Below are 23,759 nucleotides of genomic sequence, written 5' to 3'. Positions count from 1 at the left end.
CAAGGGCGGGGTCGACGGCCGGCAGATCCAGGTCGTCACCTACGATGACAAGAGTTCCGCCTCCGACGCGGTCCGGGCGTTCCAGCGGGCGGTGTCCGAGGACAAGGTCAACCTCGTCATCGCCAGCTACATCTCCGAGGTCGTGCTGGCGCTGATGCCCTGGGCGGCCCGGCTCAAGACGCCGCTGATCACCCCCGGCGCGGCCTCCAACGAGATCAGCGTGAACGTCCACAAGGACTACGCGCGCAACAAGTACACCTTCCACGGCTATCTCACCTCGCACGCCCTGGCGCAGGCGGTGTGCGACTCGGCCAAGGACGTGCTGGTCGGCAAGCTCAAGGCCAAGACGGCGGCGATCATGAGCGAGGACGCGGCCTGGACCCGGCCCCTCGACGCCGCCTACGAGGAATGCCTGCCGAGATCCGGGCTGAAGGTGGTCGAGCACGTCCGCTTCTCGCCGGATACGGGCGACTTCACGCCGATCTACAACAAGATCGAGGCGGCCAAGCCGGATCTCATCGTCACCGGCATCGCCCATGTCGGCGTGCAGCCGACCGTGCAGTGGCAGAACCAGCAGGTGCCGATCGCCATGACGGGGATCAGCGGGCAGGCGACCTCCTCGACCTTCTGGGCCAACACCAACGGCGGCACGCAGGGCGTGCTGTTCGACAGCGTGGCGCTGCCGGGGGTGGCGCTCACCGAGAAGACAATCCCCTTCGCCGAGGCCTTCACCAAGCGTTTCGGCGGGGCGCCGTCCTACGCGGGCTACATGGCGTATGACGCGACCCACTACACCGCCGAGGCGATCAAGCGGGCGGGTTCCACGGAGGCCGACAAGCTGGTCGAGGCCCTGGAGAAGACCGACTACGTCGGCACCGTCGGCCACATCACGTTCTACGGCAAGGACGAGCCGTTCACGCACTCGATCCAGTACGGACCCGGCCTGATGACCAGCGTGCTCGGCCAGTGGCAGAACGGCAAGCAGGTCGCGATCTGGCCCGCGGGGGTGGCCAACGGGGCCATGGTACTGCCGCCCGCCGTCAAGCCGGCGGTCCAGTAGGCCGGCGGGGAGAGCGCGGTGATCGGCCTCCAGATCCTCGTCGACGGTTTCGCGATCTCGGCCCTCTACGCGCTGGGCGCGATGGGCTTCACCCTGATCTTCGGGGTCTCGGGCGTCCTCAACCTCACCCACGGCGCCCTGATGGTGATGGCCGCGGTGGCGGCCTGGGCGGCCTCGGCTCTATTCGGGCTCGGCTCCTACGTCGGCGCGGCGATCGGCGTCCTGTGCGGGCTGGCGGGCGCCCTCGTCACCTATTTCGCGGTGGTCGCGCCGATCGAGCGGAGCAAGGCGATCCCGCGGGAGGAGAAAGAGATCTTCGTGCTCACCGGCACCCTGCTTTGGGGGATCATGATCCAGGAGCTGGTGGCCTACTTCTTCACCGACAACCCGAAGACGGTGCTGCCGATCGTCGAGGGGGTGATCGAGATCGCTGGCGTGCGCACGCCGAAGAACGAGATCTTCACCGCGGTGATCTGCTGGGTGGTGATCGCCCTGCTCTGGCTGTTCGTGAACCGGGCGCGGGCCGGCAAGGTGCTGCTCGCCGCCTCCATGAACCCGCGGGGCGTGACGCTGCTCGGCCACGACATGGGCCGGATCTACGTGGCGGTCTGGGCGATCTACGGTCTGCTCGCCGGCATCGCCGGGGTGCTGCTCGGGATGTTTCTGGGGGTGTCCTCGTATTCGGTGGGGCCGCTCACCGCGAGCGCCTTCTCGATCGTGGTGCTGGGGGGGTTGGGCAGCGTCACCGGCTCGCTGATCGCCGCCTACGTGGTGGGGTATCTCGAGACCGCCACCGCCTACCTGATCTCGCCGGCCTACCGGGTGATCCCGGCGTTGCTGCTGCTGGTGGCGGTCATGTACCTGCGCCCGCAGGGTCTGCTGGGGCGGCGGTGATGGGTTTTTTTACACCACGGGTCCCCGACCCGCGCCCTCATCCTGAGGCGCCCGCGTCAGCGGGCCTCGAAGGAGCCCTCCAGCCAGCCGCGCGATCCCTGGAGGCCTCCTTCGAGGCCGCTGGCGCGGCACCTCAGGATGAGGGGAATGGTTGGGAAAGGCCTCTGCGCCGAACGAGCCTGATCGTTATCCTGCGCGAGGCCACCCCATGAAGCTCCTCACCACCCCCGGCTTCTGGATCGCAATCCTCGCCGTCGCGGCGGCCGCAACCCTCCCGTGGTACGTCTCCGGCTACATCCTCGGCCTCCTGACCATCGCCTATTATTTCGGCGTGTTCGCCATGGCCTGGGACCTGCTCTTCGGCTTCGCCGGCGAGGTCAATTTCGGGCCGACCTTCCTGATCGGCCTCGGGGCCTACGGCGCCGGCATCCTCAACAACCGCTACGAAGTGCCGATCCCCTGGTGCCTCGCGGCCGGAACCCTCCTCGCGGTGGTCGGCGGCCTCGCCCTGGCGCTGCCGGCGCTGAAGGTGCGGGGCCCCTATTTCGGGCTGATCACCCTGGTGGCGGTGCTGCTCCTCCAGAACATGATCGTGGTGTTCTCCGACCTCACCGGCGGCGAGATCGGCCTCACCGTCCCCGACGTCATCTCGATCGACGCCGACACCAATTACTGGCTGGCGCTCGGCTTCATGGCTGTCTCCGGCCTGATCCTCACCGCCCTCGCGCGCTCGCCCGTGGGCCTGATCCTCCAGGCCGCCGGGCAGGATCCGGTGGTGACCGGAGCGCTCGGCTTCAACGTCGCCAAGCACAAGCTCGCGGCCTTCGCGGTCAGCGCCGCCTTCTCGGGGCTGGCGGGCGGATTGGTCGTCTTCTACATGGGCACCGCCTCGGTCGGCACGCTGATCGACACGGCGGTCGGCGTGCAGGTGATCATCGCGGCGGTTCTGGGCGGACGGCGCACCATCGTGGGCGCGGCTTTGGGCGCGGTGTTCCTGATCGCGGCGGGCGAGCTGCTGCGTCCCCTCGGGGCGCTCTCGACCTTCGTGGTCTCGGCGGTGGCGCTGCTCGTGATCCTGTTCGTGCCCTCGGGGCTGCTCGGCCTCGCCTCCTTCAGGAGAGCCCGATGACCGTCGCCGTGGCGCCCCCGCGGGCCGTGTCTCCCGTCCTGGCCGAACCCTGCCTCACCGTGCGCGGCCTGACCAAGCGCTTCGGCGGCCTCGTCGCCGTCAAGGAGATCGACCTCGACCTGCGGCCCGGGGAGATTTTGGGGCTGATCGGCCCGAACGGCTCGGGCAAGTCCACCGTGATGAAGCTGATCATGGGCCTGGAGCGCCCGAGCGCCGGCTCGATCCGCCTCGACGGTCGCGAGATCGGCGGGATGCCGGCCCATCGGGTGGCGCGTTCCGGGATCGGCCTCGTGTTCCAGCACGCGCGGCCCCTGCAGCGGCAGACCGTGCTGGAGAACATCAGCCTCGCGCTCCTGCCCGACAGCCTGATCCGGCTCGCCGCGGATCCCCACGTCGCGCGCCGTGCCCAAGAGATCGCAGAGCGCGTCGGCCTCGGCGCGGTCGCCGACCGGCGCCCCGGCACCCTGCCGTTCGCCGACCTGCGCCGTCTGGAACTCGCCAAGGCGATCGCCCGCGACCCGCGCGTGGTGCTGGTCGACGAGCCCTTTGCGGGCTTGACCGGCGGCGAGGTCGCGGCCTTCTCGGAGCTGATCCGCGGCTTCCGCGACGAGGGCAAGGCCGTGCTCCTCGTCGACCACAACGTGAAGAGCGTCTCGGCCCTCGTGGACCGGGTGTTCGCCATGTATCTCGGCGAGCGCATCGCCGAGGGCTCGGCCGAATCGGTGATGGCCGACCCGACCGTGCGCCGGGTCTATCTCGGGGGCAGCATCGAGACGGCGGCCCGGCCCGAGGCGGCGTTCAAGCCGGACTCGCTGCTCACCGTCGAGGGCGTCGACGTGCTCTACGGCAAGGCGCAGGCCCTGCGCTCCGCCTCGATCCACGTCCACGAGGGCGAGTTCGTCTCGGTGGTCGGCCTGAACGGGGCGGGCAAGACCACCCTGTTTAACGCCATCTCAGGGATCGTGCCGCATACCGGCACGATCCGGTTCGACGGCCAGGACCTGACCCGGATGAAGCCCGCCGCCATCGCGCGCGCCGGTATCGTCCAGGTGCCGGAGACCCGCGAGCTGTTCGGCGACCTCAACGTGCGCGAGAACCTCGATCTCGGCGGCCAGCACTTCCCGAAGGCCGAGAGCGCGAAGCAGCGGGAGTGGCTCTACGAGCTGTTCCCGATCCTCAAGGCGCGCGAGGGCCAGAGCGCCCGCACCCTCTCGGGGGGCGAGCAGCAGATGCTGACCATCGCCCGCGCGCTGATGATGCGCCCGCGCCTGCTGATCCTCGACGAGCCGACGCTCGGCCTCGCCCCGGTGATCCTGGAGCTGCTGTCGAAGGCGCTGGAGAAGCTGCGCCAGACCACGCCGATCACGGTGCTGCTCGGCGAGCAGAACGTCACCTTCGCGCTGCCGCATGCCGACCGGGTCTACGTGCTGGAGCAGGCGCGGATCGTCTGGGAGGGCCCGCCGCAGCGCTTCGCCAGTGAGATGGGGGCGGCGTATCTGTGAGGCGGCGCTGCCATCTCCGCGGCTCCCCCTCCCCCCTCTGCGGGGGAGGGTGGCTCCCGAAGCAGGTCGGGTCGGGACGAAGGCCCGCGAGAGGGGAACCCGGTGTCCGGACGGGGCGCGACCTACGCGCACCGCAGAGCTTTGTTCTGCACCGTCGCTCCCCTCTCCCGACCCCTGCTGACGGAGGGGCCACCCTCCCCCGCAACGGGGAGAGGGAGACGCAAGGACCCCAGCCCGGCGCAAGCTTCGCGCCGGCATGATGCAGAAAATCCCGAGGGAGCGGACGCCGTGGACTTCAACCTCTCCCAATCCCAGACGCGCTGGCTCGAGCGCGTGCGCGCCTTCATCGCGACCGAGATCCTGCCCGCGGCGGCGGCCGTAGCGGCCGAGCGTGCCGCGAGCCGCGAACCCGCCCCCACGATGGAACGCCTCAAGGACAGGGCGCGGGCCGAAGGCCTGTGGAACCTGTTCCTGCCGCCCGCCTCCGAGCACGACACGGACGCGTATCGCGGCGCCGGCCTGACCAACCTCGATTACGCGCTCTGCGCCGAGGAGATGGGCCGGGTCGGGATCGCCTCGGAGGTGTTCAACTGCGCCGCGCCCGACACCGGCAACATGGAGGTGCTGCACCGCTACGGTACCGCGGCCCAGAAGGAGCGGTGGCTGACGCCCCTGATGGCGGGCGAGATCCGCTCCGCCTTCCTGATGACCGAGCCGGAGGTCGCCTCCTCGGACGCCACCAACATCGCGACGTCGATCCGCCGCGACGGCGACCACTACGTCATCGACGGCCGCAAATGGTGGTCGACCGGCGTCGGCGATCCGCGCTGCCGCCTCGCGATCCTGATGGGCAAGACCGACCCGGAGGCGCCCCGCCACCGCCAGCAATCGCAGATCCTGGTGCCGATGGACTCGGCCGGACTGCGCGTCGAGCGCCTGCTCCCGGTCTTCGGCTACGAGGACGCGCCCAAGGGCCACGGCGAGGTGGTGCTGGAGAACGTGCGCGTCCCGGCCGAGAACCTGATCCTCGGCGAGGGACGCGGCTTCGAGATCGCCCAGGGGCGCCTCGGTCCGGGCCGCATCCACCACTGCATGCGCACCATCGGGGCGGCGGAAGTCGCGCTGGAGGCGATGGCTCGCCGGCTGGTCTCCCGCGTCGCCTTCGGCAAGCGGATCAGCGAGCAGTCGGTCTGGGAGCAGCGGGTCGCGGAGGCGCGGATCGACATCGAGATGACCCGCCTCCTCTGCCTGAAGGCCGCCGACATGATGGACAAGGTCGGCAACAAGGGCGCCAAGCTCGAGATCGCCATGATCAAGGTCGCGGCGCCGCGGGTGGCGCTGAAGGTGATCGACGACGCGATCCAGGCCCATGGCGGGGCCGGCGTGTCGGAGGATTTCGGGCTCGCCAAGATGTACGCGCACATCCGCACCCTGCGGCTCGCCGACGGGCCCGACGAGGTCCACAACCGCTCGATCGCCCGGCTGGAATTCGGGCGCTACACGAACAGCCGCGAGTCGGATCGCGCATGAGCGAGGCCGATGTCTTCTCCGGCGTGAAGCCGGTCGAGCCGCGCCACCGGGTCGACGAGGCGAAGCTCGCCGCCTGGATGGGCGGGCACGTCCGCGGCTACGCCGGCCCGCTCACCGTGCAGCAGTTCCGCGGCGGCCAGTCGAACCCGACCTACCGGCTCGATACGCCGGGCCAGGTCTACGTGCTGCGGCGAAAGCCCTTCGGCCAGCTCCTGCCCTCCGCCCACGCGGTGGAGCGCGAGTTCCGGGTGATCGGCGCCCTCTACGGCGAGGGGTTTCCGGTTCCGAGGCCTTTCGCCCTCTGTGAGGACGAAAACATCATCGGCGCGGCCTTCTACGTGATGGAGGCGGTGGGCGGTACCGTGCACTGGGACGGCGCCCTGCCGGGCCTCGATCCCCATGCCCGCCACCGGCACTATGCCGGCATGATCGCGACGCTGGCGCGGCTCCACGCCATCGACCCGGAGGCGGCCGGGCTCTCCGATTACGGCCGGCCCGGCAACTACTTCGCCCGGCAGGTCGACCGCTGGACCCGCCAGTACCGCGCCGCCGAGGACGGGCGCCTGGAGGATGTCGAACGGCTGATCGCGTGGCTGCCCCGGACCGTGCCGGAGCAGCAGGGTGCCTGCGTGGTCCACGGCGATTACCGCCTCGACAACCTGATCTTTTCCCGCGACGGCGGCGTCAGCGCGGTGCTCGACTGGGAATTGTCGACCCTCGGCGATCCGCTCGCCGATTTCAGCTACCTGCTGATGCAGTGGGAGCTGCCGGCCGACGGGCGCAGCGGGCTCGGCGGGCTCGACCTGCCGACGCTCGGCATCCCCACAAGGGACGAGGCGGTGGCGCTCTACTGCCGGGCGGCGGACCGCACAAACCTGCCCGAGCTCGACTGGTACTTCGCCTACAACCTGTTCCGGCTGGTCGGCATCCTCCAGGGCGTGGCCGCGCGCGCGAAGGCCGGCAACGCCGCGAGCGAGCACGCCGCCGCCATGGCGGCGCGGGTGCCGAAGCTCGCCGCCGCGGCCTGGGCGTTCGCCGAGCGGGCGGGAGCCTGAGCATGGACCTTGGCATCGACCCTGGCGTGGACCTCGCCGGCCGCGTCGCCGCCGTCACCGGAGCCGCCCGGGGCATCGGATCGGCGCTCGCCGAGGCCGCGCAGGCGCGGGGCGCGACGATCGTGGCCCTCGACCGGGACGGGGCCGGGGCGGAGGCCGTGGCCACCCGGCTCGGCGGGCGGGCCTTCGCGCTCGACGTGGCGGATCCGGACGCGGTCGCCGTGGTCCTGGGGCGGATCGAGGCCGAGATCGGCCCGATCGCGCTGTACTGCTCCAATGCCGGCATCCTGGAGCGCGATCCCGATCCGGAGCTGGCCACCTCGGCGGATCTCGAAAGCTGGGCGCGGTCCTGGTCGGTGAACGTGATGGGCCACGTCCACGCGGCGCGGGTGCTGGTCCCGCTCTGGCGCGCCCGGGGCGGGGGCGCGTTCCTCGGCACGGTCTCGGCGGCGGGGCTGCTCAGCCAGATCGGCAGCGCCACCTATTCGGCCACCAAGCACGCGGCGCTCGCCTTCCTGGAGCATATCGCCATCGCGCATGCCGAGGACGGGATCCGGGTCGCGGCCCTGTGCCCGCAGGGCGTCGACACCGCCATGCTGGGGGCCGCCAGCGCCGCCTCGCGCGACGGTGTGCTGGCGCCCGAGGCGGTGGCCGAGGCGGCCCTCGACGGGTTGGCGTCGGGCCGCTTCCTGATCCTGCCGCACCCGCAGGTGGCGGAGTACGCCCGCCGCCGGGTCGAGGATCCCGAGCGCTGGCTCGCCGGCATGGCGCGCCTGCGCCGGTCGATGCGGGAGGCATGAGGATGGGCGGGTATCAGATCAATCACGACGCCGGCCGGACCCGCGCTTCCCCCTCCCCCCTCCGCGGGGGAGGGGGGAGGGAGAGCGCGCACTCATTCAACCACAGCACGTTGTTGCCATGTCGCTGTTCGATCTGACCGGCAAGGTCGCCCTCATCACCGGCTCGTCCCGGGGCATCGGCCGGGCGATCGCCCTGCGGATGGCCGAGCACGGCGCCCGGGTGGTGATTTCCTCGCGCAAGCGGGCGGCCTGCGACGCGGTGGTCGCCGAGATCGAGGCCGCCCACGGCGCCGGCCGGGCGGTGGCGATTCCGGCGAGCATCTCGGTGAAGGACGAACTGGAAACCCTGGTCGCCGAGACCGAAAGGCAGCTCGGTCCCGTGGACGTGCTGGTCTGCAACGCCGCCAGCAATCCCTATTACGGGCCGCTGGCCGACATCTCCGACGCCCAATTCAAAAAGATCCTCGAGAACAACGTCCTGTCGAACCACTGGCTGATCCAGATGGTCGCCCCCGGCATGGTCGCGCGGCGGGACGGCGCGATCGTCATCGTCTCCTCGATCGGAGCGCTCAAGGGGTCGCCGGTGATCGGCGCCTACAACGTCTCGAAGGCCGCCGACCTCCAACTCGCCCGCAACTACGCGGTGGAGTACGGCCCCGCCAATGTCCGGGTGAACAGCCTATGCCCGGGCCTGATCCGCACCGATTTCGCCCGGGCCCTGTGGGAGGATTCCGCGATGCTGGCCGCCACCACGGAGGCCGCGCCGCTCCGCCGGATCGGCGAGCCCGACGAGATCGCGGGCGCGGCGGTGTTCCTGGCCTCGGCGGCCGGCCGGTTCGTGACCGGTCAGGCCCTCGTCATCGACGGCGGCGTGACGATTGCCCGATGAGCCCCGACCGCCGCATCCCCGCCGGCTGGCCGGCGATTGCCTTCCGCGAGGCCGAGGCGCGCCTCACCGCCCCGGGGGGGGCCTTCGCGATCACCACGGTGCCGATCCGGGGCGTGCCGACCCGGATCTGGGAGAAGGCCCCGCCGACGCTGCGCGAGCTGTTCGGGATCGCCCGCGGCCACGCCGACAAGACCTTCGTGGTCTACCAGGACGAGCGCGTGACCTTCACGGGCTTCGCCCGGGCGGCGACCACCCTGGCGCGGGCGCTGGCGGATGCGGGAATCCGCAAGGGCGACCGCGTCGCCGTCGCGATGCGCAACCTGCCCGAATGGCCGGTGAGCTATTTCGGCGCCCTGCTCGCCGGCGCCATCGCCACGCCGCTCAACGCGTGGTGGACCGGGCCCGAACTCGCCTACGGACTGCAGCATTCCGGCGCGCGCGTGCTGATCGCCGACGGCGACCGCTTCGGCCGGCTCGCCCCGCACCTGCCCGAATGCCCGGCCCTGGAGCGGGTCTACACCACCCGGATGGCGCCCGATCCCCGGGCGACGCCGCTCACCGATATCCTCGGCCCGGTGACGGATTGGGCCGCCCTCCCCGATTCAGCCCTGCCCGACATCGCCCTCGATCCGGAGGACGACGCAACCCTGTTCTACACGTCGGGGACCACCGGCAAGCCCAAGGGGGCGGTCGGCACCCACCGGGCGGCCGCCACCACGGTGATGGCCTATCCCTACTCGGCGGCGCGCAGCTTCCTGCGCCGGGGCGAGAGCCCGCCGAAGCCCGACCCGGCCGCGCCGCAGCGGGTGGCGCTGCTGGTGATTCCCCTGTTCCATGTCACTGGCTGTCACGCGAGCCTCGGGGCGGCGCTCTACGGCGGCCATCGCCTCGTGATGATGCACCGCTGGGACGCGAACGCGGCCCTCGACCTGATCGAGCGCGAGGGCTGCACCAGCGCGGGCGGCGTGCCGACCATCGCGTGGCAGCTCGCCACCGCGGCCCGGGAGGCCGGGCGGACGCTGCCGAGCCTCGATGCCGTCACCTACGGCGGCGCGCCGGCCGCCGGCGACCTCGTGCGGACGCTGGGCGAGATCCTGCCGAAGGTCGTCCCCGGCACCGGCTGGGGCATGACCGAGACCTCGGCAACCTTCACCCATCACCAGGGCGAGGATTATTGGGCGCACCCCGATTCCTGCGGGCCGCCGCTGCCGGTCTGCGAGGTGCGGATCCTCGATCCCCTCGGGAACGACCTAGCCCCCGGCAGCGTCGGCGAGCTCTGCGTGAAGGGCCCGAACGTGGTCCGCGGTTACTGGGACGACCCGCAGGCGACCGCCGAGGTCTTGTCCGAGGGCTGGTTGCGCACGGGCGACCTCGCCCGGGTGGACGACGAGGGCTTCCTGACCATCGTCGACCGGATCAAGGACATGCTGATCCGCGGCGGCGAGAACATCTATTGCTGCGAGGTCGAGAATGTCCTCTGCGCGCACCCGGACGTGATCGACGCCGTGGTGCTGCCCGTGCCCCATCCGACGCTCGGCCAGGAGCCCGGCGCCATCGTGGTGCTGGAAGAGGGAGCCGAGGCGAGCCCGGAGACGATCCGGGCCTTCGCGGCGAAGCGGCTGGCGGCCTTCAAGGTGCCGGTGCGGATCGTGATCTGGGACGGGCTCCTGCCCCGCAACCCGGCCGGAAAGATTTTACGCGCGCCGCTGCGGGCGGTGTTCGCGCCCGCCCCGGATCAGAACGGCTCGCCGTCGTCCGGCCGGTAGACGCGCAGCGTCCGGCCGTCGGGGAACATCACCGTCCGGCGGTGCACCACGAGATAGCCCGCGGCCTCGGCGCTGCTCAGGCGGTCGAGGCGCTCGTCGGCGTAGCCGGGGCCGTAGCCCGGGCCGTAGCCGTAGGGCCTGTAGCGCGCGTAGCCATAGCGTCCCGGCGGCGGGGGCGGCGCCCCTGGGGCGACGCGCGGACCGGCGATCACCGGGGGCGGTGCCGCAGCGAAGTGCGACCGATGGGCCGTGGCGGCGACGCGCTTGGGCGCCGCGCGCCGCGCGGCGGTTCGGACCGGGGCGCGCCGCGCGGTGGCCCTGCGTACGGCGGGGACGGGCCGGGCTTCCTCGGCGACGGCGGCGGGTGTCGAAGGGGCCGACGGCGTCGATGCGGGCGCCGCCGCCTTCCGGTCCGGCGCCTCGGCGGAGGGCTTGTGGGCCGGTGGATCCGTCCAGGTCGTGCCCGGAGCGGGCTCGGCGGTGGCGCTGCCGATGCCGAGCAGCAGGATGAGGGCGGTGAGGCGCGTGCGTGCACCGTGCGGCATGGTGCCCTCCTGAGCCGCGGCGCATCGGAGGCCCGCGGGGCAGCGCAACATTAGGGCGAATCGGGGACCAAGGGAATTGCGGCTGCCCCGATCCATGGGGAAGGTCGCGGACAGTTCGACGGGTCCGACGCAGCGATCCCGCAGCGTGGAACCCGGGACGTTCCGCGCGGTTGCTCCGCCATGTCGACCCGCGCCGATGCGTCACCCGGATCCCCGCCCGGCCTCCGGGTGAGCGTCGATCTCAACCTGTGTCAGGCCTATGCCCAGTGCTGCTACGCGGCGCCGCGGCATTTCCGCATCGAGGGGCACGAGGCGCTGTTCTACGATCCGGCCCCGGCCGCGCAGGATCGCGACGACATCGAGCGGGCGCGCGTCGCCTGTCCGGTCCAGGCGATCCGGGTCGAGGATCGGGGGCGGGGGGCCTGATGGCGGCCCTCGAACGCGCGGTGATCGTCGGCGCGGGCCTCGCGGGCCTGCGCGGCGCCGAGGCCCTGCGGGAGGCGGGCTTCTCCGGATCCCTGACGATCGTCGGGGCCGAGCCCCATTTCCCCTATGACCGTCCGCCCCTGTCCAAGCACGTCCTCGCCGGCGCGATCCCCGCGGAATCCACCGCCCTGCCGCACGGCCTCGACGCGGATGTGGACTGGCAGCTCGGCACCCCGGCCGCCGGCCTCGACCGGCGGGCCGGCACGGTGCGGCTCGCGGACGGGCGCGCCCTGCCCTACGACCGCCTGCTGATCGCCACCGGCACCCGGGCCCGCCCCTGGCCGAACCCGCACGAGGGCCGGCTTGCCGGCGTCTTCACCCTGCGCGGGCGGGACGATGCCGCGGCCCTGCGGCGGGCGCTGGCCGCCGGCCCGCGGCGCGTTCTGGTGATCGGGGGCGGCTTCATCGGCTGCGAGGTCGCGAGCCTGTGCCGCAAGCTCGACCTGCCCGTGACCCTGGTGGACCCCGGGCCGACCCCTCTGGCCCGGGTCCTGGGCCGTACCATCGGCGCGTTCATCGGGGCGATCCATGCGGGCCACGGCGTCGATCTGCGCTGCGGCACCGAGATCGAGTGGCTGGAGGGTGCGGGCGGCCGGCTGGTCCGCGCGCATTGCGTCGGCGGCGGCCGGATCGAGGCCGACATCGCGGTCGTCGCGCTCGGCGCCGTCCGCAACACCGAGTGGCTCGACGGGGCCGGCCTGTCGGTCGATCCGGGCGGGGTCGATTGCGACGGCGCCGGCCACGTTCTCGACGCGGAGGGCCAGTCCGATCCGCAGATCGCGGCGGCCGGCGACGTGGCGCGCTTTCCCCACCCGCTCTACGACGGACGGCGGGTCGCCCTTGAGCATTGGAGCCATGCCGTGGCCCAGGCCGCCCATGCCGGGCGGCTGCTCGCCGGCGCGCCGCCCGACGCGGCCTACGGCGCCATGCCGACCTTCTGGTCGACGCAAGGCGACCTCGTGGTGAAGTCCGCCGGCCTGACCCAGGGTGCCGACGCGGTGGTGATCGCGCAGGGGAACCCCGCGACCGGCCGCTTCATCGCCCTCTACGGCCGGGCGGGGCGCTGCATCGCGGCCGTCTCGGTGGATTCCGCCCGGTGGCTGCCGGCCCATGCCGAGTTGGTCGCGGCCGGTGCGCCCTTTCCGCCGGCCGGGGCCGCCACCGACCGGCCGAAGGGCGTCGCGATCCTCGACCCGGGCTTTTCTTAGGGCCATGGCCGATCGCGCCGCGGTCGGGAATGGCCCTAAGTCTTTAGTCTGACGCGCTCCCTGACGCCGAACCGGCAACCACTTCGGCGGAGAGCGCTTTGAGGATCTCGATGCCCGACTCCAGCCTCCTCGATCAGGTCAAGGATTTCGCCAACCGGCCGAACCCCTACCCGGTCTACGCCAAGCTGCGCCAGAACCCCGTCTCGCGCCAGGACGACGGCACCGCCGAGGGCACCTGGGTGGCGGCGACCCACGGCACCATCGCGCGCCTGCTGCAGGACCCGCGGGTGAGTTCCGACACGCTGCCCCCCGCCGACCGCCCGCGCACCGGCAACCCGCTCACCGACCTGATCGTGAAACCGCTCAAGGACTGGATGATGGACCGCCACCGGGTCTTCATCTTCCGCGATCCGCCGGACCACGATGCCCTGCGCTCGGCCGTGATGCACCAGTTCTCCTGCGCGCGCGTCCAGGCGATGCGCGCCCGCTCCGACGCGCTGGTGACCGACCTCCTGGAGGAGAAGCGCGAGGCCCGGGAGATCGACGCCGTCGATGACCTCGCCTACCCGCTGCCCGTGACGGTGATCTGCGAATTGTTCGGGGTGCCCCGGGAGGACGAGCCGAAATTTCATGGCTGGGCGACGCAGCTCGCCACCGCGCTCGAACCCGACAGCCTGTCCAACACCGAGATCCGAGCCAAGAACAGCCGGACCTTCGATGCGATCGGCGGCTACATGGGGGACCTGATCCGGGAGAAGCGCCGGCATCCGCGGGACGACATGCTGTCGGGGCTCGCCAACCACGCGACCCCGGCCGGCGTGAAGATGGGCGATTACGACCTGATCGCCACCTCGATCCTGATGCTGGTGGCGGGCCACGAGACCACCGTGAATTTGATCACCAACGGCCTTCTCACCTTGCTGCGCCATCCCGACGAGCTGGAGCGCCTGCGCCAGGACCCGACGCGGGCTCCGCGGCTGATCGAGGAACTGCTGCGCTACGAGCCGCCGGTGCAGTTCCGAACCCGCAGGACGCTCTCGGCCATCGACATCGCGGGGGTGACGGTCCCCGAGGGCGCCGACCTCGTGCTGCTGCTCGCCGCCGGCAACCGCGACGAGTCCGTGTTCCCGGACCCGGACCGCTTCGACCCGGACCGGACCGGCACCCGCCATCTCGGCTTCGGCGGCAGCCTGCATTACTGCGTCGGCGCGCCGCTCGCCCGGTTCGAGGCCGAGGCGGCGCTCACCGCCCTCGCCCGCCGGCTGAAGGCGCCGCGCCTGATCGCGGATCCGCCGCCCTACCGGCAGGGCGCGGCGCTCCGCGGGCCGGAGCACCTGCGGGTGGCGATCGACGGGATCGCGTGAGGGGTGCTCAGTCGGGCCGGGTGAACAGGGTCTGGAACAAGGCCTCCGCGCGACTCAGGCCTTCCTCGGTGAACGCCACGGATCTGGTGCGTCCGACCGGATCGTGGATCATCCCCTTGGCGTGCAGGCGGCCGAGCACGTCCCAATCGAAGCCCTTCCAGGCCCAGTTACCGTCATGGAGGGTCGGCCACAGCAGAGCCAGGGCCGCGTCGTCGATCCGCTCTTCGTCGTCGCGCATGCGTGACGGTTATCACGGCGCCCGCGTCTGAAAAGCGGGTCGCGCCCCGCCAACCGTTTCCCGTCACGGACCTTGGCGTTGCCGTCTCTGCGAGCGCAGCGAAGGAGCCCGGTGTCGCGTAGAAATTCGCCCGCCAGATCGCGGCGGCGGCGTCGAGGTCCCGCGTCCACAGGGCCACAGGGGCGAAGCGCATCGATCGATCCCGCACGCGGGCGGGGCTGCCGGCCCCGGCCCGGAATTGTCCGGTTCGAATCGTCTGCGCTCGACCCTGCGCCGTCCACCCCCGGGTTGAGGTGGCCTCAAGCGGCCTTCACGGCGGCGAGGAAGGTCGACACCTCCTGCCCCAGGCTCGCCGAGTAGCGCGCCAGCTCCTGCGCGGCGCTCAGCACCTGTCCGGAGGCCGCCCCGGTCTCGCCGGCGGCCGCGTGCACGTCCGCGATGTCGGCGCTCACCGCCTGGGTGCCCTGGGCGGCCTGCGAGACGTTCCGGACGATCTCGCTGGTCGCCGCCCCCTGCTCCTCCATGGCGGCGGCCACGCTCAGCGCGACCGTGCGCATCGCGTCGATCGAGCTGCCGATCGCCCGCATCGACTCGACCGCGTGCCGGGTCTCGCCCTGGATCGCGGCGATCTGGCCGGCGATCGTCTCGGTGGCCTTGGCGGTCTGGCTGGCCAGCGCCTTCACCTCGCCCGCCACCACGGCGAAGCCCTTGCCGGCCTCGCCGGCGCGAGCCGCCTCGATGGTCGCATTGAGGGCGAGCAGGTTGGTCTGCCCGGCGATCCCGGCGATCAGCCCCATCACCTCGCTGATCTGCTCCGTCCCCCGGGACAGGACCTGCATCAGCGCATTGGCCCGGGCGACGTCGGTGCTGGCCCGGTCGGCCATCGACGACGACTGGGCGACCCGGGCCGCGATCTCCTGGATCGAGGCCGACATCTCCTCGCTGGCGGCCGCCACGGTCTGGACGTTGCTCGACGTCTGCTCGGAGGCCGCGCTCACGCGGACCGACTGCTCGGTGGTGCGCGCGGCGGTGCGCGTCATCTCCCGGGCGGTGGCCTCCATCTCCACCGCGGCCGAGGCCAGGCCCTGCGTCAGGGCGCTGACCTGCGCGTCGAACCGGGCCGTGACCGCGTCGAGCAGCTCCGCGCGGCGCATCTTGGCCGCGTTCTCCTCCACGGCGGCGGCGTCGGCCGCGCGCTTGGCGATCAGCGCGTCCTTGAACACCTGGACGGCCCGGGCCATCGCGCCGACCTCGTCGCCGCGCCGCTGATCCGCCACCGGGGCGGCGAGGTCGCCCTCCGCGAGGCCGCGCATCGCGGCGGTCAGGCGGGTGATCGGGCGCGACAGGCTGTTGCCGATCAGCAGGAGCAGGGCCACGACCGGGAGCGCAAGGCCGACAGACCAGAGCGCGATCGTGGTCGCCCGGCTGCGCACGTCCGCGTACACGTCGTCGCGGTAGAGGCCGGTGGCGACGATCCAGCCCCAGGGCTTGAACATCTGCACGCTGGCGATCTTCTCGACCGGCTCGGTCCCGCCGGGCCGCGGCTTCATGTAGTTCACGACGCCCGAGCCGTCGCGCAGGGCGGTCTCGACCATCTCGGCGAAGTAGCGCTTGCCGCCGGGCATGTCGGTCTGATCCAGGACCTGCTTGCCGACGTTCTTGGCGTTGAAGGCGTTGGCGATCAGCCGTCCGTCGGCGGAGAGGACGAAGAAGTAATCCTCGTTGCCGAAGCGCAGGGCGCTGATCGCGGTCAGCGCCGCCTGCTGGGCCGCCTCGGTCGACATCTGGCCCGCTTTCGCCAGCGCCTCGTAATGGACGACGAGGCTCCGGGCCACCTCGGAGAGGCGGCGCGTCATGAGTTCCCGATCCTCCAGCGCCGAGGACCGGATGTCGAGGACGCCGAGGGTGCTCAGTGCGCCCATCGCCACGACCACCAGGGCCATCACCGCCGCGAGCTTGTGGCGCAGCTTGAGCGTCGCGACGCCCCGCCAGGGCACAAAGCCGTCGGCGGAGGTCTGGTCTGTCTGCGTGGGGGTCATCCGGGCACCGAAACGAGGACGGCGATGGCCGCCGAGACGCCTGCACCGGATCGGGACGGGCCGCCGGTGCGCTGGGCCGGCGCAGAATCGTCTGTTCAGGTTAGTAAATGGCAAATTTCGAAGCGAGTCGACGGCGGACGACGATCGCACAACGGTGCGACGATCCATCGATACGGCTGCGCGCGATGTACTGCCTCAAGGCTGGGCGATTAACCTGGATTAAATATCGGTCCAATAGGCTGCGTGTGCGCGTCGTCAGCCCGGCGCGGACTGATCACCTATCCCCTCCCGGCCCGTCAGCCCTCGACCCGATAGTCGATCGGCTTGAAGCTGCCGTTGTTCGATTGCAGGGCCGAGCAGGCGGTCAGGCCGATGATCAGGTCGGTCTCGGCCACGAACGCGATGCGGTCCCCGGCCCGGCTGAGCGGCGGTTCGACGGTCAGCGCCCCTGTCGTGCCGTCGATCGGCACGTTCATGAAGCAGTTGAACGCCACCGGGATCGCGTCCGGCGCGATGCCGTAGGGGGCGAGCGCCGCCGCGAGGTTGCCGAAACAGCCGCGATGCGGGTCGGTGTCGCCGTAGATGATCCGGAACGTGTCGGCCGAACACGGCGTCAGCAGGAAGTCGTGGCGGCCCACCGTGTCCTCGACGATCCGCAGCAGCACGTTGGAGCGGTTGGAATAGAGCGGGTCGCCGGTGGTGAGGTAGATCCGGCTCGCGTAATCGAGGGTCCGGCCGGACGAGATCACCTCGCCGATGTCGTGCCGGTTATAGGCCACGAGATCGGCCACCTGCTCACCGTTCGGGTCGATCACCGTGAGGCGCTGGCCCCGATCCAGGGTGAAGGCGACGCCCGTGCGCGGCGCGATCCGCTGCACCGCCGGTCGATCCATGCTGGCTCCGCTCACGCCGTGATCTCCCGCGCACCTGTCCCCGAAACAATCGCCCGCGCCCAGGGCTTGCGCCAATTGCCCACAGCGAGCACCCGCCTTATGCCCCGGTTCCCGGCAGGGACCGGTCGAAGGGCAGGGCCGGCGGATGCCAAACCGTGTTGGGTTTTCCGGCGTCGGACGTCTGCTCCGGACGGGCCTGGAGCGGGCAGCGCCAGTCCGACCCGACTACGCGGCCGCTGTACTGGCGCGCCTCCGAGGCATCGCCGTGGCGCGCCAGCATCGGGTTCAGGCTTCCGGCGAACGCTTGGTCGCGCTCCAGGATCGAGGCGCGGAGCTTCTCGTAGCGGCCCTCCGCGCGCAGCCGCTCGAACTGCGCGTGCAGGTTGAAGACCAGCACCGGCGAGGAGAAGCGCCGGGCCGGGCGGCTCGCGTTCGGGTGGAGGCCGACCACGAAGAACGCCTCCCCGCCGAAGCTCAGGGAGAAGTGCGGGTTGTCGGGATCGTCCGCCACCCGGGTGTCGTGGGGCTGGCCGAGCCAGACATCCTTGTCGGTGAGCGACTGCGCGCGCGCCCAGAGATTGCGCTCGAACCCTTCCTCGGAGAGGTCGCCAGGGCCCTCGAACACCACCGCGAAGCTCTGGAACAGGTCCGGCTCAAGGCGGTAACGCGCCACGAAGGCGAGAAGCGCCGGGTAGATCCGCATGTCGTCCCAGCCCGAGGCGATGTCCCGGGCGACCACGATGGTCATGCGCCCGCGCGACAGCGCCGATTTGGCGCCGACGCAGGGGAAGGGCGGGTTGCGGATGAAATCGCGGAAGGCCTCGGCACGAGGGTGCTCTCGGTCGTCGCGGGGAAACTGCATGCGGTCGGTGCCTGTGTTGTGCGCAGCCCTGCCCTGGAAGGAGGCAGCCTGGATGCGGGACTCGGGCAACCCGATCTCCGCCGCGCTGTTCCGAGCTGCGACAGGTCGTCCACAGGATAAGGGGGTTCCGGCCATGCGCGCACAAGAATTGATCGCAGGGCGGAAAAGGTCTGTCCGGTTCTGAGCGGGCAGACAAATGTATGTTATGCCGGAGCCGAACATATGTTGTTCTCGTCGGTGCGCGGCAGTACTGCGGCGCTGGACGAGAAAATCGGGCCGATGCGCCCGAATGCCGGCGTTCAGACGCGGACCGAATCCCGCGCCCGGCGGCACGCCGCCGCCGCATCCCCGAAGGCCATGAACAGCGCCCGGTTGATCGGGTTGGTCGCGGGGTCGTGCTCGGCGTGCCACTGCACCCCGAGGGCGAAGCCCGCCGCGTCGCGGATCCGGATCGCCTCGATCGTCCCGTCCTCGGCCACGCCCTCGATCACCACCCGCGCGCCGGGCTCCAGGATGCCCTGTCCGTGCAGGGAATTCACCCGGATCGTCTCGCGCTCCAGAAGCTGCGTGAAGGCGCCGCCGGGCGTCAGGCGGACCTCGTGGCGGTCGGCGAAGATCACGTCCAGATCCGGGTGGATCTCGCCATTCTCCAGCCGCGGCATCCGGTGGTTGAGGCGGCCGGGCAGATCGCGGATCTCGGGGTGCAGGCTGCCGCCGAAGGCGACGTTCATCTCCTGGAAGCCGCGGCAGATGCCGAACAGCGGCACGCCGCGGGCCACGCAGGCCTCGATCAGCGGCAGCGCCACGGCATCGCGGGGCTCGTCGTAGGGCTCGTGCGCGGCGCAGGGCTCGGCCCCGAACCGGGTCGGGTGGACGTTGGCCCGGCCGCCCGTGAGCAGGATCCCGTCCACCGTGTCGAGGAGGTCGCCGAGATCGGTGATCGCCGGGGCGGCGGCGAACATCAGCGGCAGGGCACCCGCCACCGTGGCGAGCGCGCGCATGTTCTTCTCGCCGACGATCTGCGCCGGGAACCGGTTGTCGAGCAGGCGGGCATTGCCGATGACGCCGATCACGGGTCTCGCCATCGTTCCGGCTGCTCCTCAGGTTCTGGTTTCGCGGCAGGCTCTACGACCCAGGCAAGGCCGGCGCCAGTCCCGCTGTCCGGACCAAGATACCCTTGATCCGGGTTTCGAGGGGGAGAGCCCTTTCGTGGGTCCCGGGCAGCGCCCTGGTGCCGGACGTTGTCCGGTGCCGGACGTTGTCCGGTGTCGGGCGAAGCCGGAGTCTCAGGGGCTCCGCCCCCGAACCCCTGCCCAAAGGCTCGCCCGTGGGAAACCCCGGATTTCGGTTCCGACAGACTCAAGACGATGTCTGTAGATTGGGTGGACTCTCGGACACGAGGCCCATGGCCCGCGCTTCCGCGCGCAACACCTCCGCCACGCGCTCCGGGGCCTCCTCGTGGGCGAGGTGGCCGAGGCCGCGGATCAGCGCCACCCGGGCGTCGGGCAGGCGGTCGCGCACCCCGAAGGCGGTGTCGGGCCGGATCGCCCGGTCGTCGCCGCCGACGATGAGGAGGGTGCGGGTCGTCAGGCCCGGCAGGGCCCGGTGCAGGCCCTCGAGGTCCCAGTTCGCCATCATGCCCAGCGCCCCGCGGACATGGCCGGCCCGGGCGAACAGCCGCCGGTAGAGCTCGACACCCTGCGGATCGAGGCGCGAGCCCGTCCCCTCGATCAGCCGCTTGGCCGCCGACCGGTCGGCCGTCCAGGCGAAGATCTTGGGGGTGAACGGGTTGAGGAACAGCATCCGCGCCATGCCGGGGAACAGGAAGCTCGCCGCCCCCGGCAGGGGCGCCAGGGCGCCGTTGAAGGCTGCGAGCAGCCGGGGCGCGATGGCGCCGTCGAGGCACATCCGCGCCAGCACGGCCGCCCCCGCGGAGTGGCCGGCCGCGAGCACCGGCGGCCGGCCGAGCGCCGCCACCAGACCCGCCACCGCCCGCGCCATGCCGGGCAGCGACAGGTCGGAATCGGGCAGCGGGTCCGTGAAGCCGTGGCCCGGCAGGTCCGGCGCGGTCACGTGGAAATCCGCGGCCAGAAGCGGCGCCAGCCCGCGCCAGGAATGGGTCGCGGCCCCGGTCCCGTGCAGCAGCAGCAGCTCCGGCGCGTCGGGCCGGCCGAATTCCTGCACGTGCCAGCGCAGGCCCGCCGCCTCGACGAAGCAGCTCGCTGCCCGGTGCGGCCAGTCCCGACCTTCGGTCTCCCAGTCCGGACGGTCCGCGTCGAAGGGGTTCAGCACGCCCATGTCTCCCGCACTGCACCAAAACACATCGATGGCGGCCGGCTGCGCGCGCTATCGTGCAGCCGCAGAACTATTTCGTAAGGCATTGGAATTCCATGCGGTCGCCGCATGCCACGGCTGATCGGAACGCGTTTGTTGCACTGCGGGAGAGTCGGCATAATCCGGTCGAACAAGAACAACACACACACCCCGACTTTGGAGCAGGCCATGATCCTCTTCACCTCCTCGACCCAGAACATCGCGGCCCCGGCGTCCGGCGGCTGGAGCGTCCGCGCCATCGTCCGCGACATGCTGAACGCGTGGCTCGCCCACCACCAGCGCGTGGCCGATATCGGCGGCGCCGGCCACCTCTGAGCCAAGTCGGCCGCGGCGCTCAGAGCGCCGCCCGCACCGCCGCGCTGAGCTGTCCGGCTTCGGCGCGCGGCAACTTCAGATAGCGGGCGCCCATCGCGTCCGCGACCGCCCGGGCCTCCTCGCCCCGGCTCCCGGTATCGACCACGAGGGTCGGCAGACCGGCTGCCCGCAAGGCCCGGGCCGCCTGCAGGGCCTCCGCCCCGGCCCGGGCACGGCCGCCCTCCCCCGAGCGCGCGACGTTGGCGCGCCCGTCGGTCAGCAGCACGATCGCCGGCCGGCTGCCGCCCCGGCGCACGCCGACCGCCACCGCGACCGCGGCGTCGATCCCGGCGGCCAGCGGCGTCCCGCCCCCGCCCGGCAACCCGGAGAGCCCGCGCTTGGCACGGGTGAGCGAGCGCGTCGGCGGCAGGACCAGCTCGGCGCCCGTGCCGCGGAACGCCACCAGCGCCACCCGGTCGCGCCGCACATAGGCCTCGGCCAGCAGCAGCTCGACCGCGCCCTTGGCCTCGGCCAGCCGCTCCAGCGCCGCCGAGCCCGAGGCGTCGACGCAGAACACCGTGGTGGTCTCGGTCCGCTGCCGCAGGATCCGGATCCGCAGGTCGTCGCGCCGGACGACGATGCGGTGGGTCTCCCCCTCTGTTTGGCGAACGGCCTGCCAGGGCGCCGCCGCCCGCAGGGTGCCGAGCAGATCGAGGCGCCCCCGCCGCGGATCGCCCCGCCGGCTGCCGATCGGCCGCCCGGTCCGGGACGCCGCCGCCTGACCGACCCGGCCCGCCTTCGCCCCCGCAAGCGGGTGTCGGCCAGCCAGCAACTGGTCGAGCAGGTTCGGCGGGATCGCCGCCCGCACCGCCTCCAGCACGATCTCCTCGGGCCTGTCTGCGGCGGCGGGTTCGGCCGCATCGTCGGGCGGCGGCTCCGCGCGTGGTTCCTCCGGCGGCGTCGCGTTCTCCGGGGCCGGTTCCTCCCGGGCGGGCTCTTGCGGAGCGGGCAGACGCGTGGCGCGGGGCGCCAGGACGAGGCGCGCGGCCGTGACGATGTCCTGCCGGCCGATCGGCCTGTCCCCCGCGAGCCCGCGCGCCACGCGCGTCGCCAGGATCGGGCCGCGCAGCGACGCCACGCCAAAAGCCTCGGCGAGGGCGCAGAGGTCGCCGACCGGATCGGCGGCCGCGGCGCCGGGCTCGGGATCCGGGGAATCGGCCCACGTCTCCGCGAGCCCGATCCCGCTCAGGTCGATCCGGAAGGCGAGGCGATCGGCCAGGGTCTCGGCGACCGCCTCGTCCCCGTCGCCCTCGTCGAGGAGGATCAGGCCGAACCGGGCCGGCCGGTCCGACGCGGTGCCGGTGTCGAGGGCGGCCGCGAGGCGCGACGCGGTGCCGGGGGGCAGGCGCTCGGCCATCGGCACGACGACGATCCCGCCATCGGCCCCCGCCAGCAGGCCGGCCCGGGCGACTGCGCGGCCGGCCGCCAGGGTCGCGGCGAGGTCGAGGCCGCCGAGCAGGGCATCGTCGCCGATGCCGGGCGGCAGGCGGCGCCAGGGTGTGTCGGGCGGGAGCGCGGCACGTAAGGTGTCGAGCCAGCGCTCGCGGACCGGGCCGGGCGGGGCTCGGACGACCGCGCCGCCGTAGGCGATCGGGTCGGCGGCAATGAGATGGGCGGCGCGATGGGCATCAGCCCAGAGATTGGGCGCCTCTCCCTCCCCCGCAGAGGGGGGAGGGAGAGGCGTGTGTGTCCGGCCTTTGCCCGCATCCGGACGCGATGTGTGACCATCGCAGTCCACAGAGGGGGGCGGGACAGGCGGCGCGCCCGTCACAAAAACACCTCCGTCAGCGCCCGCTCCACCCGGGCGGTGGAGCCGGATTCGTCCAGCGGGTTGCGCCGCAGGCGATGGCGCAGGGCGGCCGGCGCGATGCGGCGGAGGTGATCGTCGGTGACCGTCTCGGCGCCGTCGAGGGCGGCGAGCGCCCGGGCGGTGCGCATCAGCGTCAGCTCGCCGCGCAGGCCATCCGTCCCGAGGGCGAGGCAGAGCCGCGCCGTGCGCTCCAGGGCGGCATCCGGCACGGTCACGGACGGCAGTCGCTCCCGCGCCAGCAGGATTCTTTTCTGGATCTTCCGCTCCTCGCCGGATCGTGCGGCGCAAAAACCCTCCGGGTCGCGCTCGTAGGCGTCGCGGGCGCGCACCACCGCGATGCGGGTCGGGATGTCCTTCGGGGTCACGACCTCGCAGGCGAGCCCGAACCGGTCGAGCAGCTGCGGGCGCAACTCCCCCTCCTCCGGGTTGCCGGAGCCGACCAGCACGAACCGCGCCGGGTGGCGCAGCGACAGCCCTTCGCGCTCCACGGTGTTGACGCCGGAGGCTGCCACGTCGAGCAGGAGATCCACGAGGTGGTCCTCCAGGAGATTCACTTCGTCGATATACAAAAAACCGCGGTTGGCCCGGGCGAGCAACCCCGGCTCGAACGCCTTCACGCCGGCGCCGAGCGCCCGTTCCAGATCGAGGGTGCCGACCACCCGGTCCTCGGTGGCGCCGAGCGGCAGATCCACCACCGGCACCGCTTTCTTGTGACTCTTGCGCGGGCCGCCCGCCGCGCAGTGCGGGCAGGAGTCTGCCGGGCTGTCGGGGTCGCAATTGTATGGGCAGCCGACGACGGCCCGCATCGGCGGCAGCAGGGCGGCGAGCGCCCGGATCGCCGTGGACTTGCCGGTGCCGCGGTCGCCGAACACCAGCACGCCGCCGACCGCCGGGTCCACCGCCGCGATCAGCAGCGCTTGGCGCATCTCGTCCTGGCCGACGATGGCCGAGAAGGGGAAGGTGGGCACGCAGAACTCGCACTGTGCCCCCTCTCCTCCCCC

22 protein-coding genes are annotated in these 23,759 nt (G+C 72.0%); 13 read left to right on the top strand and 9 right to left on the bottom strand.

The features are described 5' to 3' along the window. From MKK75_RS01830 to MKK75_RS01790, 9 genes are all read left to right on the top strand, one after another. Positions 1-1,060: ABC transporter substrate-binding protein (locus MKK75_RS01830; protein ID WP_244040923.1), on the top strand; the 1,060-nt coding region annotated here is incomplete at its 5' end. Between the two features lie 18 nt (positions 1,061-1,078). Beyond that, positions 1,079-1,954, top strand: a complete 876-nt coding sequence (locus MKK75_RS01825; protein WP_244040922.1) for a branched-chain amino acid ABC transporter permease — start codon at positions 1,079-1,081, stop codon at positions 1,952-1,954. Positions 1,955-2,162: 208 nt separating this feature from the next. Then, positions 2,163-3,083 (top strand): branched-chain amino acid ABC transporter permease, encoded by a 921-nt coding sequence (locus tag MKK75_RS01820; protein ID WP_244040921.1) that lies wholly within the window; start codon positions 2,163-2,165, stop codon positions 3,081-3,083. Then, positions 3,080-4,585: an ATP-binding cassette domain-containing protein gene (locus MKK75_RS01815; RefSeq protein ID WP_244040920.1), complete on the top strand. Its 1,506-nt coding sequence runs from the start codon at positions 3,080-3,082 to the stop codon at positions 4,583-4,585. Before MKK75_RS01820 ends, MKK75_RS01815 begins: the two co-directional genes overlap by 4 nt. Before the next feature lie 288 nt (positions 4,586-4,873). Beyond that, positions 4,874-6,115, top strand: a complete 1,242-nt coding sequence (locus tag MKK75_RS01810; RefSeq protein WP_244040919.1) for an acyl-CoA dehydrogenase family protein — start codon at positions 4,874-4,876, stop codon at positions 6,113-6,115. Beyond that, positions 6,112-7,170: a phosphotransferase family protein gene (locus MKK75_RS01805; protein ID WP_244040918.1), complete on the top strand. Its 1,059-nt coding sequence runs from the start codon at positions 6,112-6,114 to the stop codon at positions 7,168-7,170. Before MKK75_RS01810 ends, MKK75_RS01805 begins: the two co-directional genes overlap by 4 nt. 26 nt (positions 7,171-7,196) lie before the next feature. After that, the gene (locus tag MKK75_RS01800; protein WP_244040928.1) at positions 7,197-7,970 is read left to right on the top strand and encodes an SDR family NAD(P)-dependent oxidoreductase; all 774 of its coding nucleotides are present in this window, start codon (positions 7,197-7,199) and stop codon (positions 7,968-7,970) included. 118 nt (positions 7,971-8,088) lie between these two features. After that, complete coding sequence (locus MKK75_RS01795; RefSeq protein ID WP_244040917.1) at positions 8,089-8,859, top strand: SDR family NAD(P)-dependent oxidoreductase; 771 nt, start codon at positions 8,089-8,091, stop codon at positions 8,857-8,859. Continuing rightward, positions 8,856-10,625 carry a class I adenylate-forming enzyme family protein gene (locus tag MKK75_RS01790; protein ID WP_244040916.1) on the top strand — a complete coding sequence of 590 codons (1,770 nt, stop codon included), beginning with the start codon at positions 8,856-8,858 and terminating at the stop codon, positions 10,623-10,625. Before MKK75_RS01795 ends, MKK75_RS01790 begins: the two co-directional genes overlap by 4 nt. On the opposite strand, the gene MKK75_RS01785 is transcribed toward MKK75_RS01790, so the two are convergent. Further along, complete coding sequence (locus MKK75_RS01785; protein ID WP_244040915.1) at positions 10,595-11,170, bottom strand: hypothetical protein; 576 nt, start codon at positions 11,168-11,170, stop codon at positions 10,595-10,597. The two genes, MKK75_RS01790 and MKK75_RS01785, sit on opposite strands and share 31 nt — an antisense overlap. A gap of 180 nt (positions 11,171-11,350) precedes the next feature. Between MKK75_RS01785 and MKK75_RS01780 the strand changes: the two genes are divergently transcribed. The 3 genes from MKK75_RS01780 (at position 11,351) to MKK75_RS01770 (ending at position 14,228) form a co-directional block, all read left to right on the top strand. After that, positions 11,351-11,596, top strand: coding sequence for a ferredoxin (locus tag MKK75_RS01780; protein WP_244040914.1), 246 nt, complete (start codon positions 11,351-11,353; stop codon positions 11,594-11,596). Then, a complete protein-coding gene (locus MKK75_RS01775; RefSeq protein WP_244040913.1) occupies positions 11,596-12,864 on the top strand; it encodes an NAD(P)/FAD-dependent oxidoreductase in 1,269 nt (422 codons plus the stop codon). The genes MKK75_RS01780 and MKK75_RS01775 overlap by 1 nt, the downstream gene beginning before the upstream one ends. A 110-nt stretch (positions 12,865-12,974) precedes the next feature. Continuing rightward, positions 12,975-14,228 carry a cytochrome P450 gene (locus tag MKK75_RS01770; RefSeq protein ID WP_244040912.1) on the top strand — a complete coding sequence of 418 codons (1,254 nt, stop codon included), beginning with the start codon at positions 12,975-12,977 and terminating at the stop codon, positions 14,226-14,228. Positions 14,229-14,235: 7 nt separating this feature from the next. Here MKK75_RS01770 and MKK75_RS01765 read toward each other — a convergent pair whose 3' ends face one another. From MKK75_RS01765 to bchO, 6 genes are all read right to left on the bottom strand, one after another. Further along, entirely contained in the window at positions 14,236-14,466 is a 231-nt protein-coding gene (locus MKK75_RS01765) for a DUF6429 family protein (protein ID WP_244040911.1), read from the bottom strand. A gap of 299 nt (positions 14,467-14,765) precedes the next feature. Beyond that, complete coding sequence (locus MKK75_RS01760) at positions 14,766-16,505, bottom strand: methyl-accepting chemotaxis protein (RefSeq protein WP_244040910.1); 1,740 nt, start codon at positions 16,503-16,505, stop codon at positions 14,766-14,768. A gap of 296 nt (positions 16,506-16,801) precedes the next feature. Continuing rightward, positions 16,802-17,398, bottom strand: coding sequence for a DUF1989 domain-containing protein (locus MKK75_RS01755; protein ID WP_244040909.1), 597 nt, complete (start codon positions 17,396-17,398; stop codon positions 16,802-16,804). 97 nt (positions 17,399-17,495) lie between these two features. Continuing rightward, positions 17,496-18,260: a guanitoxin biosynthesis heme-dependent pre-guanitoxin N-hydroxylase GntA gene (gene gntA, locus MKK75_RS01750; protein WP_244040927.1), complete on the bottom strand. Its 765-nt coding sequence runs from the start codon at positions 18,258-18,260 to the stop codon at positions 17,496-17,498. A 299-nt stretch (positions 18,261-18,559) separates the two neighbouring features. Next, positions 18,560-19,345, bottom strand: coding sequence for a gamma-glutamyl-gamma-aminobutyrate hydrolase family protein (locus tag MKK75_RS01745; protein ID WP_244040908.1), 786 nt, complete (start codon positions 19,343-19,345; stop codon positions 18,560-18,562). A gap of 274 nt (positions 19,346-19,619) precedes the next feature. After that, complete coding sequence (gene bchO / locus MKK75_RS01740; RefSeq protein WP_244040907.1) at positions 19,620-20,552, bottom strand: alpha/beta fold hydrolase BchO; 933 nt, start codon at positions 20,550-20,552, stop codon at positions 19,620-19,622. Positions 20,553-20,762: 210 nt separating this feature from the next. On the opposite strand from bchO, the gene MKK75_RS01735 reads away from it, so the two are divergent. After that, complete coding sequence (locus MKK75_RS01735; RefSeq protein ID WP_244040906.1) at positions 20,763-20,909, top strand: hypothetical protein; 147 nt, start codon at positions 20,763-20,765, stop codon at positions 20,907-20,909. Positions 20,910-20,928: 19 nt separating this feature from the next. Here MKK75_RS01735 and MKK75_RS01730 read toward each other — a convergent pair whose 3' ends face one another. Both MKK75_RS01730 and bchI read right to left on the bottom strand, forming a co-directional pair. Beyond that, positions 20,929-22,719: a magnesium chelatase subunit D gene (locus MKK75_RS01730; protein ID WP_313901825.1), complete on the bottom strand. Its 1,791-nt coding sequence runs from the start codon at positions 22,717-22,719 to the stop codon at positions 20,929-20,931. Then, the gene (gene bchI / locus MKK75_RS01725; RefSeq protein ID WP_244040905.1) at positions 22,716-23,726 is read right to left on the bottom strand and encodes a magnesium chelatase ATPase subunit I; all 1,011 of its coding nucleotides are present in this window, start codon (positions 23,724-23,726) and stop codon (positions 22,716-22,718) included. Before bchI ends, MKK75_RS01730 begins: the two co-directional genes overlap by 4 nt. Positions 23,727-23,759 lie beyond the last annotated feature (33 nt).

Source organism: Methylobacterium sp. J-030, assembly GCF_022829545.1.
Taxonomy (GTDB): domain Bacteria; phylum Pseudomonadota; class Alphaproteobacteria; order Rhizobiales; family Beijerinckiaceae; genus Methylobacterium.
Note: the sequence above shows the minus strand (reverse complement) of the source record. Positions and strands in the feature narration are given on the sequence as shown.

Bases quoted from the DNA above. Each gene is read 5' to 3' on its own strand.
- MKK75_RS01820 (WP_244040921.1), top strand. From the start codon at position 2,163: ATGAAGCTCCTCACCACCCCCGGCTTCTGGATCGCAATCCTCGCCGTC.
- MKK75_RS01815 (WP_244040920.1), top strand. From the start codon at position 3,080: ATGACCGTCGCCGTGGCGCCCCCGCGGGCCGTGTCTCCCGTCCTGGCC.
- MKK75_RS01805 (WP_244040918.1), top strand. From the start codon at position 6,112: ATGAGCGAGGCCGATGTCTTCTCCGGCGTGAAGCCGGTCGAGCCGCGC.
- MKK75_RS01795 (WP_244040917.1), top strand. From the start codon at position 8,089: ATGTCGCTGTTCGATCTGACCGGCAAGGTCGCCCTCATCACCGGCTCG.
- MKK75_RS01790 (WP_244040916.1), top strand. From the start codon at position 8,856: ATGAGCCCCGACCGCCGCATCCCCGCCGGCTGGCCGGCGATTGCCTTC.
- MKK75_RS01785 (WP_244040915.1), bottom strand. From the start codon at position 11,170: ATGCCGCACGGTGCACGCACGCGCCTCACCGCCCTCATCCTGCTGCTC.
- MKK75_RS01780 (WP_244040914.1), top strand. From the start codon at position 11,351: ATGTCGACCCGCGCCGATGCGTCACCCGGATCCCCGCCCGGCCTCCGG.
- MKK75_RS01775 (WP_244040913.1), top strand. From the start codon at position 11,596: ATGGCGGCCCTCGAACGCGCGGTGATCGTCGGCGCGGGCCTCGCGGGC.
- MKK75_RS01770 (WP_244040912.1), top strand. From the start codon at position 12,975: ATGCCCGACTCCAGCCTCCTCGATCAGGTCAAGGATTTCGCCAACCGG.
- MKK75_RS01765 (WP_244040911.1), bottom strand. From the start codon at position 14,466: ATGCGCGACGACGAAGAGCGGATCGACGACGCGGCCCTGGCTCTGCTG.
- MKK75_RS01760 (WP_244040910.1), bottom strand. From the start codon at position 16,505: ATGACCCCCACGCAGACAGACCAGACCTCCGCCGACGGCTTTGTGCCC.
- MKK75_RS01755 (WP_244040909.1), bottom strand. From the start codon at position 17,398: ATGGATCGACCGGCGGTGCAGCGGATCGCGCCGCGCACGGGCGTCGCC.
- gntA (WP_244040927.1), bottom strand. From the start codon at position 18,260: ATGCAGTTTCCCCGCGACGACCGAGAGCACCCTCGTGCCGAGGCCTTC.
- MKK75_RS01745 (WP_244040908.1), bottom strand. From the start codon at position 19,345: ATGGCGAGACCCGTGATCGGCGTCATCGGCAATGCCCGCCTGCTCGAC.
- MKK75_RS01735 (WP_244040906.1), top strand. From the start codon at position 20,763: ATGATCCTCTTCACCTCCTCGACCCAGAACATCGCGGCCCCGGCGTCC.